The sequence below is a fragment of the Corallococcus sp. AB038B genome (assembly GCF_003668955.1).
In the GTDB taxonomy this organism is placed as follows: domain Bacteria; phylum Myxococcota; class Myxococcia; order Myxococcales; family Myxococcaceae; genus Corallococcus; species Corallococcus exiguus.
Map to the genome: position 1 here is coordinate 111,459 of NZ_RAWO01000009.1, position 15,745 is coordinate 127,203.

Genomic DNA, 15,745 nt, shown 5'->3' on the forward strand with positions numbered 1-15,745 from the left:
CACGGCCGGAACGAGTGCCCCGCCAGGTCGCAGACGCACTGACACCCCAGCACGTCAGGGCACCCGCACCGTGCGCGCGGCGCTGACGGCGGGCCGCAGCGGCAACCCGAGCCCGTCCACCAGCGACGCCACCAGTGTGATCTCCATCCCGGAGCAGGCGGAGGGAAGGGAGAGCGCCACCTCGCCCGACCGCGTGGCCATGTCGCCGATCACCACCGAGAGGTCGCATGCCGGGCCGCCATCACGAACGGTGAGCAGCACCCCGCCCTCGTCGCCATTGCCTGCGTCCGTCCCCACCTGGAAGCCGTCCACCCGCACGCGCACGGTGGCGCCGCGAGCCAGCGACGCGCCTTCAGCAGGCGCCAGCCACGTCACCTGGGGCCGGCCATAATTCAGCGTGGACGCGGCGCGCACCGACGAGGCGAGCAGCTCGGGCGCCATGCCCCCAGACTCCGCCAGCGTGGAGAGGTTCATCGAACGGCCGTCGGACATGGCCACGTTCAACGCCTCCACCGACAGCGATGCGCGCGAACCCTCCGTGTCGCCCTGGAAGGTGCGGTCCTCCAGGCCCGAGGGAGGCAGCGGCAGGCGCACGCCAGTCACCGAGCGGCGGCTGTCCGCCCAGACCGTCCAGCGCCGACCGGCCGCGTTGGTGAAGGTCGCGCGCACGATCGTCGCACCCAGCAAGGAGGTGTCCATGCGCCACTCGCGCGGTAGCAGGCCGTGCCACGGAGATGCGTCCGGGTTGTAGTGGGCGCCCTCCGGGATGCCGAGGAACGCGTCCGCGAGCGTCACCGGCGTCGTGCCCTCTGGATCGAAGTGGGGCGCATCCAGCGGGGTCATCACCGCGCTGGTGGCGAGGCCCACGGGCTCCTCACCGCCCAGCGCTCCCGACGACGCGACCGCGACCAGCCGGTACGCCTGTCCCTCCAGGCCGTGATGGGCCGGCGCCATGCGCACGCGCACGAGGCCCGGAGAGGACAACAAGGGCTGCGTGTCCGTGTTCGGATCCACCGGGTTGGCGTTGACGGCGGCGCCCAGGCCCAGAGGCACCGTGCCCTGTCCGGGCGCGGTCACCGAGCCCACCACCATCGCGCGCGACAGGTAGCTGTCACGGAAGCGCGGAAGCGGCGGGACTCGCACCACGAACGGGAAGGCCAGCGGCACCTGCTGGAAGTCCAGCGACGTGAGCGGCCCGCTGGGAGGAATCTTCCCCTCGATTGGCGCATAGAGGGGGAAGCGCACGTCGCGCTGGACGGCGGAGGAGAACCGCCCGGACTGCGGCAGCACGCGCGCCAGAAGCAGCAGCGGATCCGCGCCCGGATCCATCATCCCCGCCGGAAGCTCGCCGGACGGCACCTGCGCGGTGAGGGCCCAGGCGGTGCGAGTGCCACAGGTCCCCGAGCGCGTGGCCGTCTCCGGATCCGTTCCGTCCGCGAGGGCCGTGTCGCACACCCCGGAGATGCCCGGCACCTCCACGGACTCCGGTGGCAGGACGCCGAGCCCGTTCACCCAGACGCTGGCGGGCATCTGGAACTGGCGCGTCACCCCGCGGAGCGTGAGGTCCACATCCCGGTCGGGCCCCTGCACCTGGGCGGAGGCAGACTCGGACAGGAGGCCCGGCACGGACAGCCCCGCCATACCCAGGGACAGCGCGCCGCCCACGCCCACGGGCGCCAGGTGGGTGAACCGGGCGCGCACTCCGCCCACGCGGTCCGCCGGGTTGCGGCGCAATGGCAACCGCAGGTCCCGCGTGCCGGTCATGTCGTAGTTCGCCACGGTGAGGTAGCCGAAGTCCGGGTGGAAGACGGACACCGTCGAATCGCTCCGGGCCACCAGTACGGCCACGCCCAGCGCATCCGTGGACTCGCGCGCCGTCGCGCCGCCCAGCGCATCCGCCACCACCACCGAGGCCCCTTCCACGGGGTAGCCCGTGAGCGCGTCCGTCACCACCACCCGCACCTGCCCCGAGGCCGTATGCGGGGGCAGCACGGTGACGCGCGCACGGCACGTGACGTTGCCCAGCCGAGCCTCCACCGCCTCCACCTCCACGCCCGCCGACTCCAGCGTGAACGTGGCCCCGGAGCCCGTGCCCCCGCCCTTCACGCGCGCCGAAATGGAGGACCAGGCGAGCCCGTTTCGAGGGACGAAGGGCTGGCCCGTGACATCGGACATCCAGGCTTCGAAGCGCAGGGTCGTGCCCACGGGCGCGATGATGCGCTCGGGCACCACGCGGCAAGCCGCTACGGTGGACGACGGCGGGGGCGGCCTACAGGCGCCATCGCGGCACAGCTCCCCGTCCTCGCAGTCACTGTCTCCGGTGCAGAGAGCTGGGACGCAGCGGCTGGCGTCACAGCGGCAGCCCAGCGCCTGCGACTCACAGGCGGCGATGGCGTTCACCTCCCCGCGGCGCTTCACCGAACAGTCGAGGTCCGTCCGGCACGAGGGCTCACAGCGCGACAGGGCGGTGTTGCAGAAGAACAGCGCCGGATCCCCGCAGTCCTGATCCACCGTGCAGAACGTGTCCGCCCAGCCGCCGTGGATGAACGGCGCCTCCATGTCGGACATCGCGCAGCCCATGGCGCACGCCAGCAGGCATACGAACACGAGGCCGGGGGACCGGACCGGATGGGGGATGGAACTCATGGGAACTCCGAGGGGGACCGGCCTTGCCCCGACCTTACAGGGGGAAGGGCCGCGACGCGACCGGCGATGGCACCTGAACCGCTTTCGCTGGAAGCCTGGAACCGGGGCGGAACCGGGGTCCTGGGAAAATCAGACGGGCGGGCAGGCAAGTGTCGGTTGGCTTCCGTCGCCAGGGGTTCCAGAATCGGACCGACGATGGCACGCGCTGAACCGAAGACCTTGGAGAGCCTGCTGCCCCGGGTGCTGGCACGCCTGGCGGGAGAGTCAGGCCGCGCGTCGTCGCTGATGCCGCTCTGGACCGCCGCGGTGGGAGAGAACATCGCGCGCCACAGCCGTCCTCACCAGTTGGACGGAAGCACGCTGATCATCACCGTGGAGAGCGCCGAGTGGGCCCAGGTCCTCTCCCGCCAGGCCGACTCCCTGCGTGAGCGGTTCAACGAGAAGCTGGGCGCTGGCACCGTGAAGACGCTCGTCTTCCAGTTGGAGTCGCGATGAAGCGTGCGCTCCTGGGACTGCTTCTCGCGGGCGCCGCCGTCCTCCCCGCATCCGCCGCGCCGCCATCCCCGGCGGTGGCCTCCGTGTCCGTTCCCGCCCAGGAGGGACAGGACAGTCCGCCCCGTGTCTCGGAGGAGACGCCCCGGGCCCAGGAGGCCCGGGCCCGGCTGCACGTGCAGCGCGAATTCGAACGCGTGGGCCGCCGCGCCCCCACGAACGACAAGGCACTGGAGGCCGCGGCCCGGAGGCTCGCGCGCGAGGCCCTGAGCAAGTTCACCACCGGCGCCCCGGACCTGCTCACGTTGACGGCGGCGGTCAGCGAATCGGGCGCCGCGGATCCGTCCCCGAAGGTGCTGGTCATCCGCGCCTGGGTGCACTCGCACGCCATCGAGACGTTCCTCGCCCGCACGGACTTCAACGACGAGCGCGTGAGCCATTTCGGCGTGGGCGTGGCCTTCCTGGACGAGCGCGCCGCGCTGGTGCTGCTCGTCGCGGACCGCAAGGCGGAGGTGCTCCCCTTCCCCCGCTTCATCGCCAAGGCCGGGATTGAGAAGCGCGTGTGCGGCCGGCTCGTGCCGCCGCTGCTGAGCCCGCAGGTCTTCGTCACCCGGCCGGATGGCGAGGTGGATGCCGTGGCCCTGAGCCGCGCCCCATCCGGCACGAATGGCTTCTGCGCCCTGGTGGGCTTCGAGGCCCCCGGCAGATACACCGTGGAGGTGGTGGGCCAGGCGAACGCGGGGCCGGAGGTGACGTCGCTGTTCCTCGTGCAGGTGGGGCCCCGTTCCGATCCCGGCAATCCGGAGTCCCTGCTCGAACCCACCACGCTGGCCGAGGCCCGCACCGCCCTCTACGAGCGCATCAACACCCTGCGCCGCGCACACCAACTGCCGGAGCTCACACCGGATCCCACGCTGGAGGACGTGTCGCTGAGCTACAGCACGCGCATGGCGACGGAGGGCTTCTTCGCGCACATCGCACCGGACGGCTCCACGCTCACCCGCCGCCTCCCGGAGGGCGCGCGCTACGTGCGCGCCGGAGAGAACCTGGGGCTGGCGGCGGGTCCGCTCGCGGCGCACTTCGGCATCGAGCACAGCCCCGGCCACCGCAAGAACCTGATGGACCCCGCGTTCCGCTTCATGGGCGTGGGCGTGGCCTTCCAGAAGGTGGACGGCCGCGACCAGGCCATCGTCACGGAGGTCTTCACCGCGGCCTCGCTCGGCGCGGCGCTCCCGGTGGACCCGGTGTCGGATGTCTACGACGCGTTGTCCCGGCACCGCGCCACGCTCAAGCTGCCGCCCCTGGTGCGCAGCGAGGCGCTGGAGCGGCTGGCGCGCGACCACGCCCGCCGTGCGCAGGCGCAGGACGAGCCCACCGCGGGAGACGGCGACCCGTCCCCGCTGCACGAGCGAGTGTTCTCCGCGCTGCCGGACGCGGGCACCGCTTCGGTGGACTTCTTCGTCGTGGGAGACCCAGGCGCCGTGCCGGAGTCACGCAGCCTGGCCACGGCCACCTACACCCGGGTGGGTGTGGGACTGGTGCGGGGTGACTCCAAGCGCTTCGGCCAGGGCCAGTACTGGGTGGCCGTCATCTACGCCGCGGTCCCCTGAAGCACTGGCTTCGGAAGGGAACGTCGACGCGGACGCCGGCCACGACCGGGCTTCGGGCGTGACCGGGTGCGAGCTCGCGCGGGCCCGGTGGAATGGGCCCCATGTCAGACGTCCCGGTTAGACAGGACGGCGCTGCGTGGCGTACGCCTCGAGCCCCATCTGCGGAGGCGCGAGGTTGGCGTACATCGGGCACTTCATGCACGTGAACGACTGCCAGCCGCGACGGACGGCCTCATCGAGGCAGTTGTCGTAGTGGTTGCAGTTCAGGTTGCGATGCGTCTCGACGCCTGCCCGCTTCGGGCCGGCTTCGGGATTGATGGTCTGCTGCAGATCGGATGGACACGGCTTCATGGAGCCTCCCCTATGAGCTGTTTCCCCCCCCGAGGTCTGTGTACGAGCAGTGCTACCGACGACAGGTCTTCCTGCGACGACAGGTCTTCCTGACACGACGGCGGTCCGGAGTAGCGCTCAACGGCGGCGCAACGTAAGGATTCCCTCCGGATAGCGCAACGGGCCGACAACCCCGCGGGACCAGCCCGTGGGCGCGGGATCTAGGACTTGTCGGGCCGACTGTCAAACCGACCCCCGCCCACCTGGTGGGGAATGTCGACTGCAAACCTCTCGTTCCGAAGCCGCAAGGCCGCGAAGTGAAAGGAAGAACCACATGAGTTGGACCGGCTGGGTGGCGGGTTGGGTGACGGGGGTGGCGCTGGGGCAGTCCCCGGCGACACTGGAGGCCGTCCGCCTGCACCGGTCCGACGCGGCGGCGCTCGCCCAAGCGGAGCTCTCCGCGTGTGAGCAGGCGAAGTGCCCGGACGCGGGCCGCCTGGGCCTGCTCGCCGGGACTCTAGTACTTTCGGACGGGGACGCCGTTCAGGCGCGAGACCTGCTCACCCGCCACAAGCCGCCCGCGCCCCTGGAGGCCTTCCACGCCTTCTACCTGGGCCAGGCGCGCTTCTACGCGGGCGACCCCAACGGCGCGGCGAAGGACTTCGAGAGGGCCCTGGAGAAGGCCTCCCCGGCCCTCGCCGTGCGTGCCCGCGCCCGCCTGGGTGAGTCGCTCCTGGACGCACACCGTCCCAAGGACGCGTCCCCGGTGCTGGAGTCCGCGGCGGCGGCGCAGCCCACCCCGGAGCTGCTCTTCCAGCGCGCCCTGACGCGCGCGGCCACCGGCAACGCGGCGGGCCTGCGGGCGGACCTGAAGACGGTGGCGCTGCGCTTCCCCACCCACCCCTACGCAGACGAGGCGCTGGAGCAGCTGGCCACGCTGAAGCCCGCGGTAAAGCTCACCCTGCCCGAGCACCTCCAGCGAGCCCGGGGCTTCCTCTCCGACGGCGCGGCGTCTCGGGCCGAGGACGAGCTCCTGAGGGCGGAGAAGCTGGGGCTGGTGAAGGGCGCGCCCGCCCAGGCACAGGTGGCGCTCCTGCGCGCGCAGGTGCTCTTCGCGCGAGGCAAGCGCGAGGAGGCGGAGAAGGCACTCGCGGTGGCGCGCAAGGGGCCGCCGGCCATCGCCGCGGAGGCCGCGCTGGTGGTGGCGCGCCGGGCGCTGAAGTCGGACGACAACGAGAAGGCGCGCAAGCTGATGGCGGCGCTGGACAAGGCCTATCCCTCTCAAGCGGCCGGTGAGGAAGGCGCGTTCTTCGCCGCGTGGTTGGATTTGCAGGGCGGCCGCTTCGAGGACGCAGCGAAGTCCTTCGAGGACTACGAGAAGCGCTACAAGGGCTCGCGCCGCCGCGATGAGGCGATGTGGTTCCGCGCCCTCTCGCACATCCGGCTGGAGCAGTACGCGAAGGCGCGTCAGGCGCTGGACGACCTGGTGACGGCCTATCCGAAGACGAGCATGGCGCCGCAGGCGCGCTACTGGCAGGCGCGCACGGAGGAGCTGGGCGGCGGCAAGCCGGCGACGTTGGGGCCCGCGTATGAAGCCGTCATCAGCGCGGCGCCCGCTTCGTTCTACGCGCTGCTCGCCACGGAGCGGCTGCGTGAGCTGGGACGCACGCCGCCCGCGGCCTTCCCGCAGCCTCCGAAGCAGCTCACCCTGCCCCGCCCTCCGGAGCTGGAGTTGGCGGTGGCGCTGACTCGCGCGGGCCTGTTCCGCGACGCGGCGGACGAGGTTCAGTCGCGCGTGTCGGGCCTGCGCGGCGCCGACCAGGCGCTGCCGTTCGCGCACGCGCTCTTGCAGCTGGGCGAGTTCGGCCACGCGCACGTCGTGGCGGCGCGCTACCTGTGGGGCCGGGCCTTCGGGGCGAAGGCACCGGACGCGCTGGCCGCGTTCTACCCGCGAGCATTCGCCCAGGCGGTGGAGACGGAGGCCACGCGGCAGGCGCTGGATCCGTTCCTCGTGTGGGCCATCATGCGGCGCGAGAGCGCCTTCCGCCCGGAGGTCATGAGCGCGGCGGACGCGCGCGGCCTGATGCAGATCATCCCGCCCACGGCGACGGAGATCGCGCAGAAGATGGCGGAGCCCGCGCCCGCGCCGGCGGACCTGTTCGCCCCGGAGCGCAACATCCGCTACGGCGCGTGGTACCTGGCGCAGCTGATGAAGCGCTTCGCGCACCCTGCCCTCGCGGCGGCGGCCTACAACGCGGGCCCCAAGGCGGCGGTGCGCTGGACGCAGGAGCGCGGCACCCTGCCCCTGGACCTGTTCGTGGAGTCCATCCCGTACCGGGAGACGCGCGGCTACGTAAAGCAGGTGGTGGCGGACCTGTACCTCTACCACCGCTTCTACGAGAAGGACGGCACCCAGGCCCGACTGGCCTTGACGGTGCCCGCTCCCAGCACGGACGGCGTCAGCTTCTGACGGGAGGCCGGTGACGGCACAGGCGCCGCGCCAACACGGGTGGCGCGGACGCTCCGACTTGGGTGGACTGCATTCCGACGGATGCGGAGGGTACGGACGTCAGTTGCCGCGCGAGGCCCGGCGGCGCGGACGCTCCGACCCGGGCGGACTGCTTTCCGACGGACGTGGAGCGTGCGGACGTCAGGCGCCGCGCAAGGCCCGGCGGTGCTGACGCTCCAGCCCGGGCGGACTGCTGTCCGACGGACGTGGAGCGGACGGACGTCAGGTGCCGCGCGAGGCCCGGCGGCGCTCGATTTCGAGCTCCAGCGACTGCACCACCTCCGACAGCGGCATGCTGCTGGAGTCGACGTGCACCGCGTCCGCGGCGGGCTTCAGGGGCGCCACCTCACGACCGGAGTCCGCGGCGTCGCGGCGCGTCTGGTCCTGGAGGACGCCCTCCAGGCTGCTGTCCACGCCCTTCTGGAACAGCTCCTCGAAGCGGCGGCGCGCGCGCACTTCCGGGTTCGCCTGGAGGAAGAACTTCACGTCCGCGTCCGGGAACACCACCGTGCCAATGTCCCGGCCCTCCAGGATGGCGCCCGATGATGCCTCCAGGGCCAGCCGCCGCTGGAGCGCCAGCAGCCCCGCGCGCACCACTGGCCGCCCGGACACCTGCGACGCGCCCATGGAGATGGGGGGCGTGCGGATCTCCGACGACACGTCCTTGCCGCCCAGGAAGACGTGGTTCTCCTCGCCCACCACGTGGAAGTGGATGCGCACGCGCCCGAGCAGCTCGCCCAGCTTCGCGTCGTCGTCGAACGCGATGCCCTCGCGCGAGGCCATCAACGCCACGCAGCGATAGATGGCGCCGGTGTCGACCAGCGCGAACTCCAGCCTCCGCGCGAGCAGCTTGGACACGGAGGACTTGCCCGCTCCGGCCGGCCCGTCGATGGCGACGATGAACGGACGCGTGCTCATGACAGGACCTCCTTCAGCGCGGCCACGCACCGGGCATTCTCCTCCGGAGAACCCACGGAGATGCGCAGGCAGTTCGGGTGGCCGTTGCCCGCCATGGGCCGCACGATGATGCCCCGGCGCAAGAGCTGCTCGTACACCTCGGCGGACGGACGGTGGCAGTCCACGAAGACGAAGTTCGCGTGGCTGTCCGTCAGCGTGAGCCCCAGCTTCGGCAGCTCTTTTCCGTAGAAGCGCAGGCCCACGCGGTTGTTCTCGCGCGTGTGCTTCACGTGCTCCGTGTCCTCCAGCGCCGCCATGCCCGCCGCCTGCGCCACCGTCGTCAGGTTGAACGGCATGCGCGTGCGGTGCACGTAGCCCGCGAGCTTCGCGTCCATCACCGCGCTGCCCAACCGGATGCCGGCCAGCCCGTGGATCTTGCTGAAGGTGCGCAGCCCCACCAGGTTCGGGTGCGCGTGGAACAACTCCACGGCGCTCGCGTAGTCGGGCCAGTCCACGAACTCCGCATAGGCCTCGTCGTGGACGACGAGCACGTCCTTCGGCACCGCCGCCAGGAACTTCTCCAGGTCCTTGCGCCCGAACGTGGTGCCCGTGGGGTTGTCCGGGTTGGCCAGGAACACCATGCGCGTGCGCGGCGTGACGGCGCGGGCCATGGCCTCCAGGTCGTAGCGGAAGCCCTCGCGCATGGGCACCTCCACGAACGCACGGCCGTGCGCCTGCGCGGAGATGCGGTACGCAGGGAACGAGCCCTTGCACAGGAGGATCTCCTCCTCGGGCGTCGTGAACGTGCGCATCAACAGCTCGATGAGCTCGTTGGAGCCGCTGCCCAGCACCACTTCCTCCGGCTTCACGCCCAGGTGCGCGGCCAGCTTGCGCACCAGGTGGAAGCTGGTGGCGTCCGGGTACAGGTGCACCTGCGCGGCGGCGTTGCGCATGGCCTCCACCGCGCGGGGCGACGGGCCCAGCGGGTTCTCGTTGGAGGCCAGCTTGATGACGCCTTTGAGGCCGTACTCCCGCTCGGTCTCCTCGATGGGCTTGCCCGGAACGTAGGCCTTGAGCGTCTCGACGTAGGGAGGAACGAGCGGTCGCATGAAGTGTGAACCTCTACTTGCCGGAGTACATGCCGAGTGCGCGGAACTTGTCGTAGCGGTCGCGCACCAGCGCGTCCGGCTTCAGCTCCGCCAGCTGGCCCAGGTGCTTGCGCAGCGTCTTGCCCAGCGCTTCCGCCGCCTTGGCCGGGTCGCGGTGCGCGCCGCCCGGAGGCTCCGGAATCACTTCGTCGATGATCTTCATCTCCAGCAGGTCCGGCGCCGTGGGGCGCATCGCATCCGCGGCCTTGTCCGCCTTGGTCGCGTCGCGGAAGAGGATGGAGGCGCAGCCCTCCGGGGAGATGACGGAGTAGACGCTGTTCTGGAACATCAGCACTCGGTTGCCCACGCCAATGGCCAGCGCGCCGCCGGAGCCGCCCTCGCCCACCACGGTGGAGATGATGGGCACGCGCAGCCGGCTCATGACCTCCAGGTTCATGGCGATGGCCTCCGCCTGGCCGCGCTCCTCCGCACCGATGCCCGGGTACGCGCCCGGCGTGTCCACGAAGGTCAGGATGGGCTTCTCCATCCGCTCGGCCAGCTCCATCAGCCGGCGCGCCTTGCGGTAGCCCTCCGGGCGCGGCATGCCGAAGTTGCGCGCCATGTTCTCCTTGGTGTTGCGCCCCTTCTGGTGGCCGATGAGCATCACCGTCTTGCCATCGAAGCGCGCGAAGCCACCGACGATGGACGGGTCCTCGCCGAAGTGCCGGTCGCCGCACATCTCGAAGAAGTCCGTGAAGAGGTAGTGGACGTAGTCCAGGAAGTACGGGCGCGCGCTGTGGCGCGACAGCTGCACCACCTGCCAGCGGGTCAGGTCGCTGAAGATCTCCGTCTGGAGCTTCTTCGCCTTCTTCTCCAGCTTGGAGATTTCGGAGGAGAAATCCACGGTGCCGCTGGTGGAGAGGACCTTCAGCTCCTCGATCTTCTTTTCCAGCTCGATGAGCGGGCGCTCGAAGTCGAGCGCGTAGCCAATGCCGGTTGCCATGGCGCCGAACTAGCACCAGGGTTCAGGCCTTTCAACGCGCAAGCGGTTACGCACCCCCCTGGAATGTCCAGGAGGTCCGCCCGTCTGGAGCCACATGGTCCTCGCCCTCTCCCTGCTGGCCCTGACGCTGTCCGCCGCTCCGGCCGCGCCTCCTTCCGGCCGGGCCCTCAACACGCAGGGGTTCCGGCTGTACCAGTCCGGCCGTTATCCAGAGGCCCTGGAGAAGTTCCAGGCCGCTGCCCAGGCCACCCCGGACTACGCCCTGGCCCACTACAACGCCGCGGCCACCCTGGGCCTCCTGCGCAAGCAGGGCAAGGTGTGCGAGTACAGCGCCCACCGCGACGTCATCGTGGAGAAGCTGGCCACCGCCGTGCGCCTGGACGCGCGCCGCCTCCAGCGGGCGAAGGAGGACCGGGACCTGGACGTCATCCGGGACACACTCGGCTGGCAGAAGCTGCTGGGCCGCACGCCCCAGAAGGAGGCCGACGTGCCGGCCCTCCTGCGGGCGGTGTCCTGGTACGGCCCCGGCGTGGGCGTCTACGGCACCGTCCGTGCCCTGAAGTTCCAGGACGGCGGCCGCGTGGAGCTGTGGAAGCGGGACGTGGACGACTCCGGCACGCCCCGCGAGTCCCGGACCCCGGGCACGTACACCGTCAAGGGCCGCACGGTGGAGGTGAAGCTCCCCAAGGCCGCGCCCGTGACCGGCACCCTCAGCGAGACGGGCGCCCTCACCTTCCCGGAGCCCCTGGGCGGCTTCACCGACAGCCCGTCGGAGTGCGACGCCTGAGCTGAAGTGATGTCCCGTGCACGCCTACCCGCGTCCAGGGGACACCGCCCTGGCGCGCCTGCCTGCCGGTGAGCACCTTCCTCCTGTAGCCGAGGGGGAAGCCGTGCACAGACTCAACGCCAGACACTGGGGGCTGGTCGCCATCGTCGCGGTCGCGCCCTTCGTCCTCGCCTTCGTACTGGGAGCCTCGGCGCCCCAGTTGCTGGAGCCGGTGCTCGGCACGCCGATGGGTGGACTGAGCTGGGGACTGGCCGCAGTGCTGGGACTCGTGGGCGGCGCCCTCTTCGCGCGCATCCTCGCGGCCCTGCAGCGCCCTCGCATCCAGGCGTCGCCGGTGCTGCGAGTCCTGGGCACGGTGGGCGGCGCCAGCGTGGTGGTGACCCTGTGCATCGTGCCAGCGGTGGCGCTGATGCTCCTGGGTCCGGGCTGGGTGCTCCATCAGCACCTTCAGGTGCCGGCGGCCCGGACGGTGCGCTCACTGGAAGCGACCGCCGTGGACCTGCTGGGCCAGGCGCGCCGGGCGAATCCCCACCGGCTGCCGCTGTCCCTGCTCCTGCCGGGCCCCCGCTAAAGGAGCCCGGCGCGGCCAATGCTCAGGCCGCCTTGATCTTCGCCGGCGGCGCGGACAGCGCGTACCAGGCGGTGCGGAACGCCTTCAGCTCGCGAAGCCCCGCGGGGTGACGGCCCAGCGCGGGCGCCATCGTCACGGGCAGGCCAATCTTCTTCTCCATGGCCTTGGCCGCGTTCAGCTCCAGCTTGCGGCGGTTCTCGCACTTCTCGCAGGTGGACTTGGGGCCCACGCGGTTGACGAGCACCCGCTCCACCTGGAGCTTGCGCTCCTTGAGGTACTCCACCAGCCGCTCCGTGCGGGTCGACGCCAGGTCCTCGCCGCGCGTGACGACCACGAAGCGCGACTCGCTGGGGGACGCCAGCGCGTCCTCGAAGCGCTTCACGTGCTTGAGCATCGCCGCCAGGTCATCCGCCAGCTCGCCCAGGCCCTTGGCGCGGTGCTTGTTGAGGATGCCGTGCAGCGCGCCCAGCCACGTCTTCGCCGTGTCCGCCAGCTCCACCACGCGCACGTTCGTCACCTGCGGCGACGAGTCCACCACGATGCGCTTGAAGCGCTCCTGCACCAGCGCGTCCGTCAGCACGGACATGGCCGCCAGCTCGTCGATGCCCGGGGGCGCGCACTCCAGCAGGTTGCGCAGGTAGAGCAGGTCCGCCGGCACGTCGTTGCCCGCCTTGGGCGCGCCCTCGAAGGCCTTCTCCGCCTTCTCCTTCAGCCGCTTGCGCAGGGCATTGAACCAACCCGCCATGTCCAGCTCGCGCGCGTACAGGCCCTTGGTGCCCTTCACCTGCGTCTCGGTGTCCGTCAGGCGGCTCTGCAGCACGTCCGACAGCGAGTGCGCGGGATCCGTGGAGATGAGGAGCACCGGCCCCTCCTTCTCCGTCAGCGTCACCGCCGCGGCGGCCGCGCAGGAGGACTTGCCCACCCCGCCCTGCCCCACGAAGAAGATGAGCCGCGTGGGCGGCAGCGGAGGCGCCGCGATGGGAGGCATGGACGGGGCGCGCACCAGCGCCGGAGGCCCTTCCGCCGCGCTGAACTCCAGCGCCTTGGTCTCCTTGCCCGCCGCCCACTCCTTGGCGAACTCCTTCAGCCCGTCCAGCCCCCGGGGCGCCACCTCGCGGCGGCCCAGCAGGTTCACGGGCACGGTCTTGTCCAGCGCCTGGTACTTGCGCACGTGGGGGGCCTGCAGGCCACGGCGGCCCTGACACGCCGGACAGCCCTCGTGGTCCTCCACCTGGTTGACCACCACCTCCGTCACCGGCAGACCGCGCTCGCGCAGCTGGGTGAAGTACATGCGGGTCTGCGCTTCCGGCACCGGCTCAGCGAGCGCCACCAGGTGGAAGGCCGTGCGCGCGGGGTCCTTCAGCAGCGCCAGCAGCTTCTCCGCCTTCTGGCCCACCTGATCCAGGAAGCCGGCGGGAGTCGCCTCCGCCGCGGCGGCGGCCGCCTTCTTGCCCTTGCCGCTGGGGGCCGGGGCGGCGCGGTCCTGGCCCGCCTTCACGAAGCCCAGGAACTTGCGCAGCTGCGCAGGCATGTCGAACAGGCGCAGCGTGTGGCTGGTCGGCGCCGTGTCCACCACGATGCGATCGTAGTCGCCGGACTCCAGCAGCTCCACCACGTGGAAGAGGGCCACCAGCTCCTCCAGCCCAGGCACCGCCTGCTGGTAGAGCTTGCCCATCTCCTCGTCCGATAGGTGCGTGCCCTTCACCGCCGCCTTCGCCAGCGCCGGCAGGTACTCCGCCAGGAACGGCTTGAGCAGTGCGGGCGGGTTCAGCTCCGCGCCGAAGAGGCCGCCTTCGCCCTTGCCCGCCTGGAGCTTGGTGGGCTTCGCCGGCAGCTTCTTCTTCACGAGGTCCGACAGGGACTGGACCGGATCCAACGAGACGACCAGCACCCGGTGCTTGGGCACTTCTTCGGAGAGCCTCACCGCGTACGCTGCCGCAAGCGTGGTCTTGCCGACCCCGCCCTTGCCGCCGAAGAAGTGAAGTACTCTCGCGTCGCTCATTGCGTTGTGGCCTTCCTTGTGCCCCCCCGGCGGCACCCCAATGACTCACGTCGGACGACCGCACCATGGGGGGCGGACGTGGCCCGAAATGAAACGTCCCGGCCGGGCCCTCACCAACGGGTGGGAGAGGTGCGGAGGATCCCCCGTCCAGGGGGGAAAAGTCAAGAATTGACAGGGGTTTTCGAGACCTCCCCCGCCCGCTTAAGCCGGCTTGGGGAGGCCCCGTGCGCGCTCTCCAGGAGCCCTGCCAAGGGCCCGGAATCCGGGCCTTCTTGCCTACCCATCAGGTCAGCGGTGGGCGGCCGCAGGTCGCCGAGCCGGGGGACGGGGCACGGATCAGCGGGTCAGGAAGCTGCTGGCGCTCATGGGGCCGTCGTTGCCCTGTCCACCCAGGGGACTGCCGCCACCCGGGGTGCCCTGGGCACGGTTCTCCGCCGCGTAGCGGTTGAGCTTGTTGTAGAGCGTCTTCTCGCTCACCCCCAGCACCTCCGCCGTGCGGGCCTTGTTGTTCCCGTTCCGCTGGAGGCTGCCCAGGATGTACTCGCGCTCCACGGCGTCCAGGCTCAGGCCGAACGGCAGCTTGAACGTGTGGCGCTCCGGGCTCTTGCCGGCCATGTCGGGCGGCAGGTGCTCGCGGGTGATCAGCTCCCCGTCGCAGAGGATGACGGCGCGCTCCACGGCGTTGCGCAGCTCGCGGATGTTGCCCGGCCAGTCGTAGTTCTTGAGCACCTCCATCGCTTCCGGGTGCACGCCGGAGACGCGCTTGGCGGAATCCCCGCGGAACTTGTCCACGAAGTGCTGGACCAGGATGGGCACGTCGTCCCGGCGCTCGCGCAGGGGCGGCAGGTGCAGCTGGAACACGTTGAGGCGGAAGTAGAGATCCTCGCGGAAGCGCTGGTTCTTGATCTCCTGCTTCAGGTCGCGGTTCGTGGCGGACAGCACGCGCACGTCCACTTCGATCTCCACCTTGCCACCCAGACGGCGCAGGCGGCCCTCTTCCAGCACGCGCAGCAGCTTGGCCTGCAGGTCGATGGGGATTTCACCCAATTCGTCCAGGAAGAGCGTGCCGCCGTGGGCCATCTCGAACACGCCCGGGCGGCGCTGATCCGCGCCGGTGAAGGCGCCGCGCTCGTGGCCGAAGAGCTCGGACTCGATCAGCGTCGCGGGGATGGACGCGCAGTTGATGGCGATGAAGGGCTTGTCGCGGCGCAGGGACAGGTTGTGCACCGTGCGGGCGACCACTTCCTTGCCCGTGCCGGACTCGCCGCTGATGGAGACGCTGGCCTTGGAGGGGGCCACCTTCTCCATCATCTCGATGACCTTGCGCATCCCGGTGGAGCCGGCGATGAGGTCCGTGGAGCCCAGCTGCTTGAGGCGGCGCCGGAGCGTCTGCACCTCGCGCATGGTCTCCTTCTTCTCCAGCGCGCGGTCGATGCAGACCTTGAGCCGCGCCGTGTCCAGCGGCTTCACGATGAAGTCGTAGGCGCCCTCGCGGATGGACTCCACGGCGGTGTCGATGGTGCCGCGGCCAGTGAGGAACACGACCGGGCAGTCCGGCAGCTCCTCGCGCAGGTTTCGCAAGAGCCACAGGCCATCCGTCTCCGGCATGGCGAGGTCCGACAGGACGACGTCGGGCCGGAACTCACCGGCCTTGCGGAGGGCGTCATGCCCGTCGAACGCGGTCTCGACCTTGTGACCCCAGGCGGACAGCATCTCCGCCAGGGCCTCGCAGGTCTCACGTTCGTCATCCACGGCCAGGATTCGTGCGCTGCCCAAGGTGAAAACCTCCACTGCGATGAAGCGTGATGAA

At 70.8% G+C, this 15,745-nt stretch carries 12 protein-coding genes; 5 read left to right on the forward strand and 7 right to left on the reverse strand.

The features are described 5' to 3' along the window. Nucleotides 1-54: 54 nt before the first annotated feature. Nucleotides 55-2,646: a carboxypeptidase regulatory-like domain-containing protein gene (locus D7Y04_RS29170; protein ID WP_147477215.1), complete on the reverse strand. Its 2,592-nt coding sequence runs from the start codon at nt 2,644-2,646 to the stop codon at nt 55-57. Between the two features lie 195 nt (nt 2,647-2,841). On the opposite strand from D7Y04_RS29170, the gene D7Y04_RS29175 reads away from it, so the two are divergent. Then, nucleotides 2,842-3,141 (forward strand): DciA family protein, encoded by a 300-nt coding sequence (locus tag D7Y04_RS29175; RefSeq protein WP_120577696.1) that lies wholly within the window; start codon nt 2,842-2,844, stop codon nt 3,139-3,141. Beyond that, on the forward strand, nt 3,138-4,748 hold the full coding sequence (locus D7Y04_RS29180; RefSeq protein ID WP_199749749.1) for a CAP domain-containing protein: 1,611 nt from the start codon (nt 3,138-3,140) through the stop codon (nt 4,746-4,748). Before D7Y04_RS29175 ends, D7Y04_RS29180 begins: the two co-directional genes overlap by 4 nt. A gap of 117 nt (nt 4,749-4,865) precedes the next feature. Here D7Y04_RS29180 and D7Y04_RS29185 read toward each other — a convergent pair whose 3' ends face one another. Further along, complete coding sequence (locus D7Y04_RS29185; RefSeq protein ID WP_120577695.1) at nt 4,866-5,099, reverse strand: hypothetical protein; 234 nt, start codon at nt 5,097-5,099, stop codon at nt 4,866-4,868. A gap of 313 nt (nt 5,100-5,412) precedes the next feature. Between D7Y04_RS29185 and D7Y04_RS29190 the strand changes: the two genes are divergently transcribed. Further along, nucleotides 5,413-7,548: a transglycosylase SLT domain-containing protein gene (locus D7Y04_RS29190; protein WP_121761408.1), complete on the forward strand. Its 2,136-nt coding sequence runs from the start codon at nt 5,413-5,415 to the stop codon at nt 7,546-7,548. A 261-nt stretch (nt 7,549-7,809) separates the two neighbouring features. Here the strand turns inward: D7Y04_RS29190 and cmk are convergent, their stop codons facing one another. From cmk to D7Y04_RS29205, 3 genes are read right to left on the reverse strand one after another with little or no spacing between them, the layout of a single operon-like run. Then, a complete protein-coding gene (cmk, locus tag D7Y04_RS29195) occupies nt 7,810-8,505 on the reverse strand; it encodes a (d)CMP kinase (protein ID WP_120593846.1) in 696 nt (231 codons plus the stop codon). Next, nucleotides 8,502-9,593: a histidinol-phosphate transaminase gene (gene hisC / locus D7Y04_RS29200; RefSeq protein ID WP_121761409.1), complete on the reverse strand. Its 1,092-nt coding sequence runs from the start codon at nt 9,591-9,593 to the stop codon at nt 8,502-8,504. The genes cmk and hisC overlap by 4 nt, the downstream gene beginning before the upstream one ends. A gap of 13 nt (nt 9,594-9,606) precedes the next feature. Then, a complete protein-coding gene (locus D7Y04_RS29205; RefSeq protein WP_120593844.1) occupies nt 9,607-10,575 on the reverse strand; it encodes an acetyl-CoA carboxylase carboxyltransferase subunit alpha in 969 nt (322 codons plus the stop codon). Between the two features lie 94 nt (nt 10,576-10,669). Between D7Y04_RS29205 and D7Y04_RS29210 the strand changes: the two genes are divergently transcribed. Both D7Y04_RS29210 and D7Y04_RS29215 read left to right on the forward strand, forming a co-directional pair. Next, nucleotides 10,670-11,362: a tetratricopeptide repeat protein gene (locus D7Y04_RS29210; protein WP_120593843.1), complete on the forward strand. Its 693-nt coding sequence runs from the start codon at nt 10,670-10,672 to the stop codon at nt 11,360-11,362. Between the two features lie 103 nt (nt 11,363-11,465). Beyond that, entirely contained in the window at nt 11,466-11,933 is a 468-nt protein-coding gene (locus D7Y04_RS29215) for a hypothetical protein (protein ID WP_121761410.1), read from the forward strand. A 22-nt stretch (nt 11,934-11,955) separates the two neighbouring features. Here the strand turns inward: D7Y04_RS29215 and D7Y04_RS29220 are convergent, their stop codons facing one another. Together D7Y04_RS29220 and nla6 are read right to left on the reverse strand one after the other, a co-directional pair. Continuing rightward, nucleotides 11,956-13,935, reverse strand: coding sequence for an ArsA family ATPase (locus D7Y04_RS29220; protein ID WP_120577688.1), 1,980 nt, complete (start codon nt 13,933-13,935; stop codon nt 11,956-11,958). 336 nt (nt 13,936-14,271) lie between these two features. Further along, nucleotides 14,272-15,711 (reverse strand): enhancer binding protein Nla6, encoded by a 1,440-nt coding sequence (gene nla6 / locus D7Y04_RS29225; RefSeq protein WP_120563019.1) that lies wholly within the window; start codon nt 15,709-15,711, stop codon nt 14,272-14,274. Nucleotides 15,712-15,745 lie beyond the last annotated feature (34 nt).

Excerpts from the sequence above, each read along its gene's own strand:
- D7Y04_RS29180 (WP_199749749.1), top strand. The coding sequence starts at position 3,138 with ATGAAGCGTGCGCTCCTGGGACTGCTTCTCGCGGGCGCCGCCGTCCTC.
- D7Y04_RS29185 (WP_120577695.1), bottom strand. The coding sequence starts at position 5,099 with ATGAAGCCGTGTCCATCCGATCTGCAGCAGACCATCAATCCCGAAGCC.
- D7Y04_RS29210 (WP_120593843.1), top strand. The coding sequence starts at position 10,670 with ATGGTCCTCGCCCTCTCCCTGCTGGCCCTGACGCTGTCCGCCGCTCCG.
- D7Y04_RS29220 (WP_120577688.1), bottom strand. The coding sequence starts at position 13,935 with ATGAGCGACGCGAGAGTACTTCACTTCTTCGGCGGCAAGGGCGGGGTC.
- cmk (WP_120593846.1), bottom strand. The coding sequence starts at position 8,505 with ATGAGCACGCGTCCGTTCATCGTCGCCATCGACGGGCCGGCCGGAGCG.
- D7Y04_RS29190 (WP_121761408.1), top strand. The coding sequence starts at position 5,413 with ATGAGTTGGACCGGCTGGGTGGCGGGTTGGGTGACGGGGGTGGCGCTG.
- D7Y04_RS29170 (WP_147477215.1), bottom strand. The coding sequence starts at position 2,646 with ATGAGTTCCATCCCCCATCCGGTCCGGTCCCCCGGCCTCGTGTTCGTA.
- D7Y04_RS29205 (WP_120593844.1), bottom strand. The coding sequence starts at position 10,575 with ATGGCAACCGGCATTGGCTACGCGCTCGACTTCGAGCGCCCGCTCATC.
- hisC (WP_121761409.1), bottom strand. The coding sequence starts at position 9,593 with ATGCGACCGCTCGTTCCTCCCTACGTCGAGACGCTCAAGGCCTACGTT.
- D7Y04_RS29175 (WP_120577696.1), top strand. The coding sequence starts at position 2,842 with ATGGCACGCGCTGAACCGAAGACCTTGGAGAGCCTGCTGCCCCGGGTG.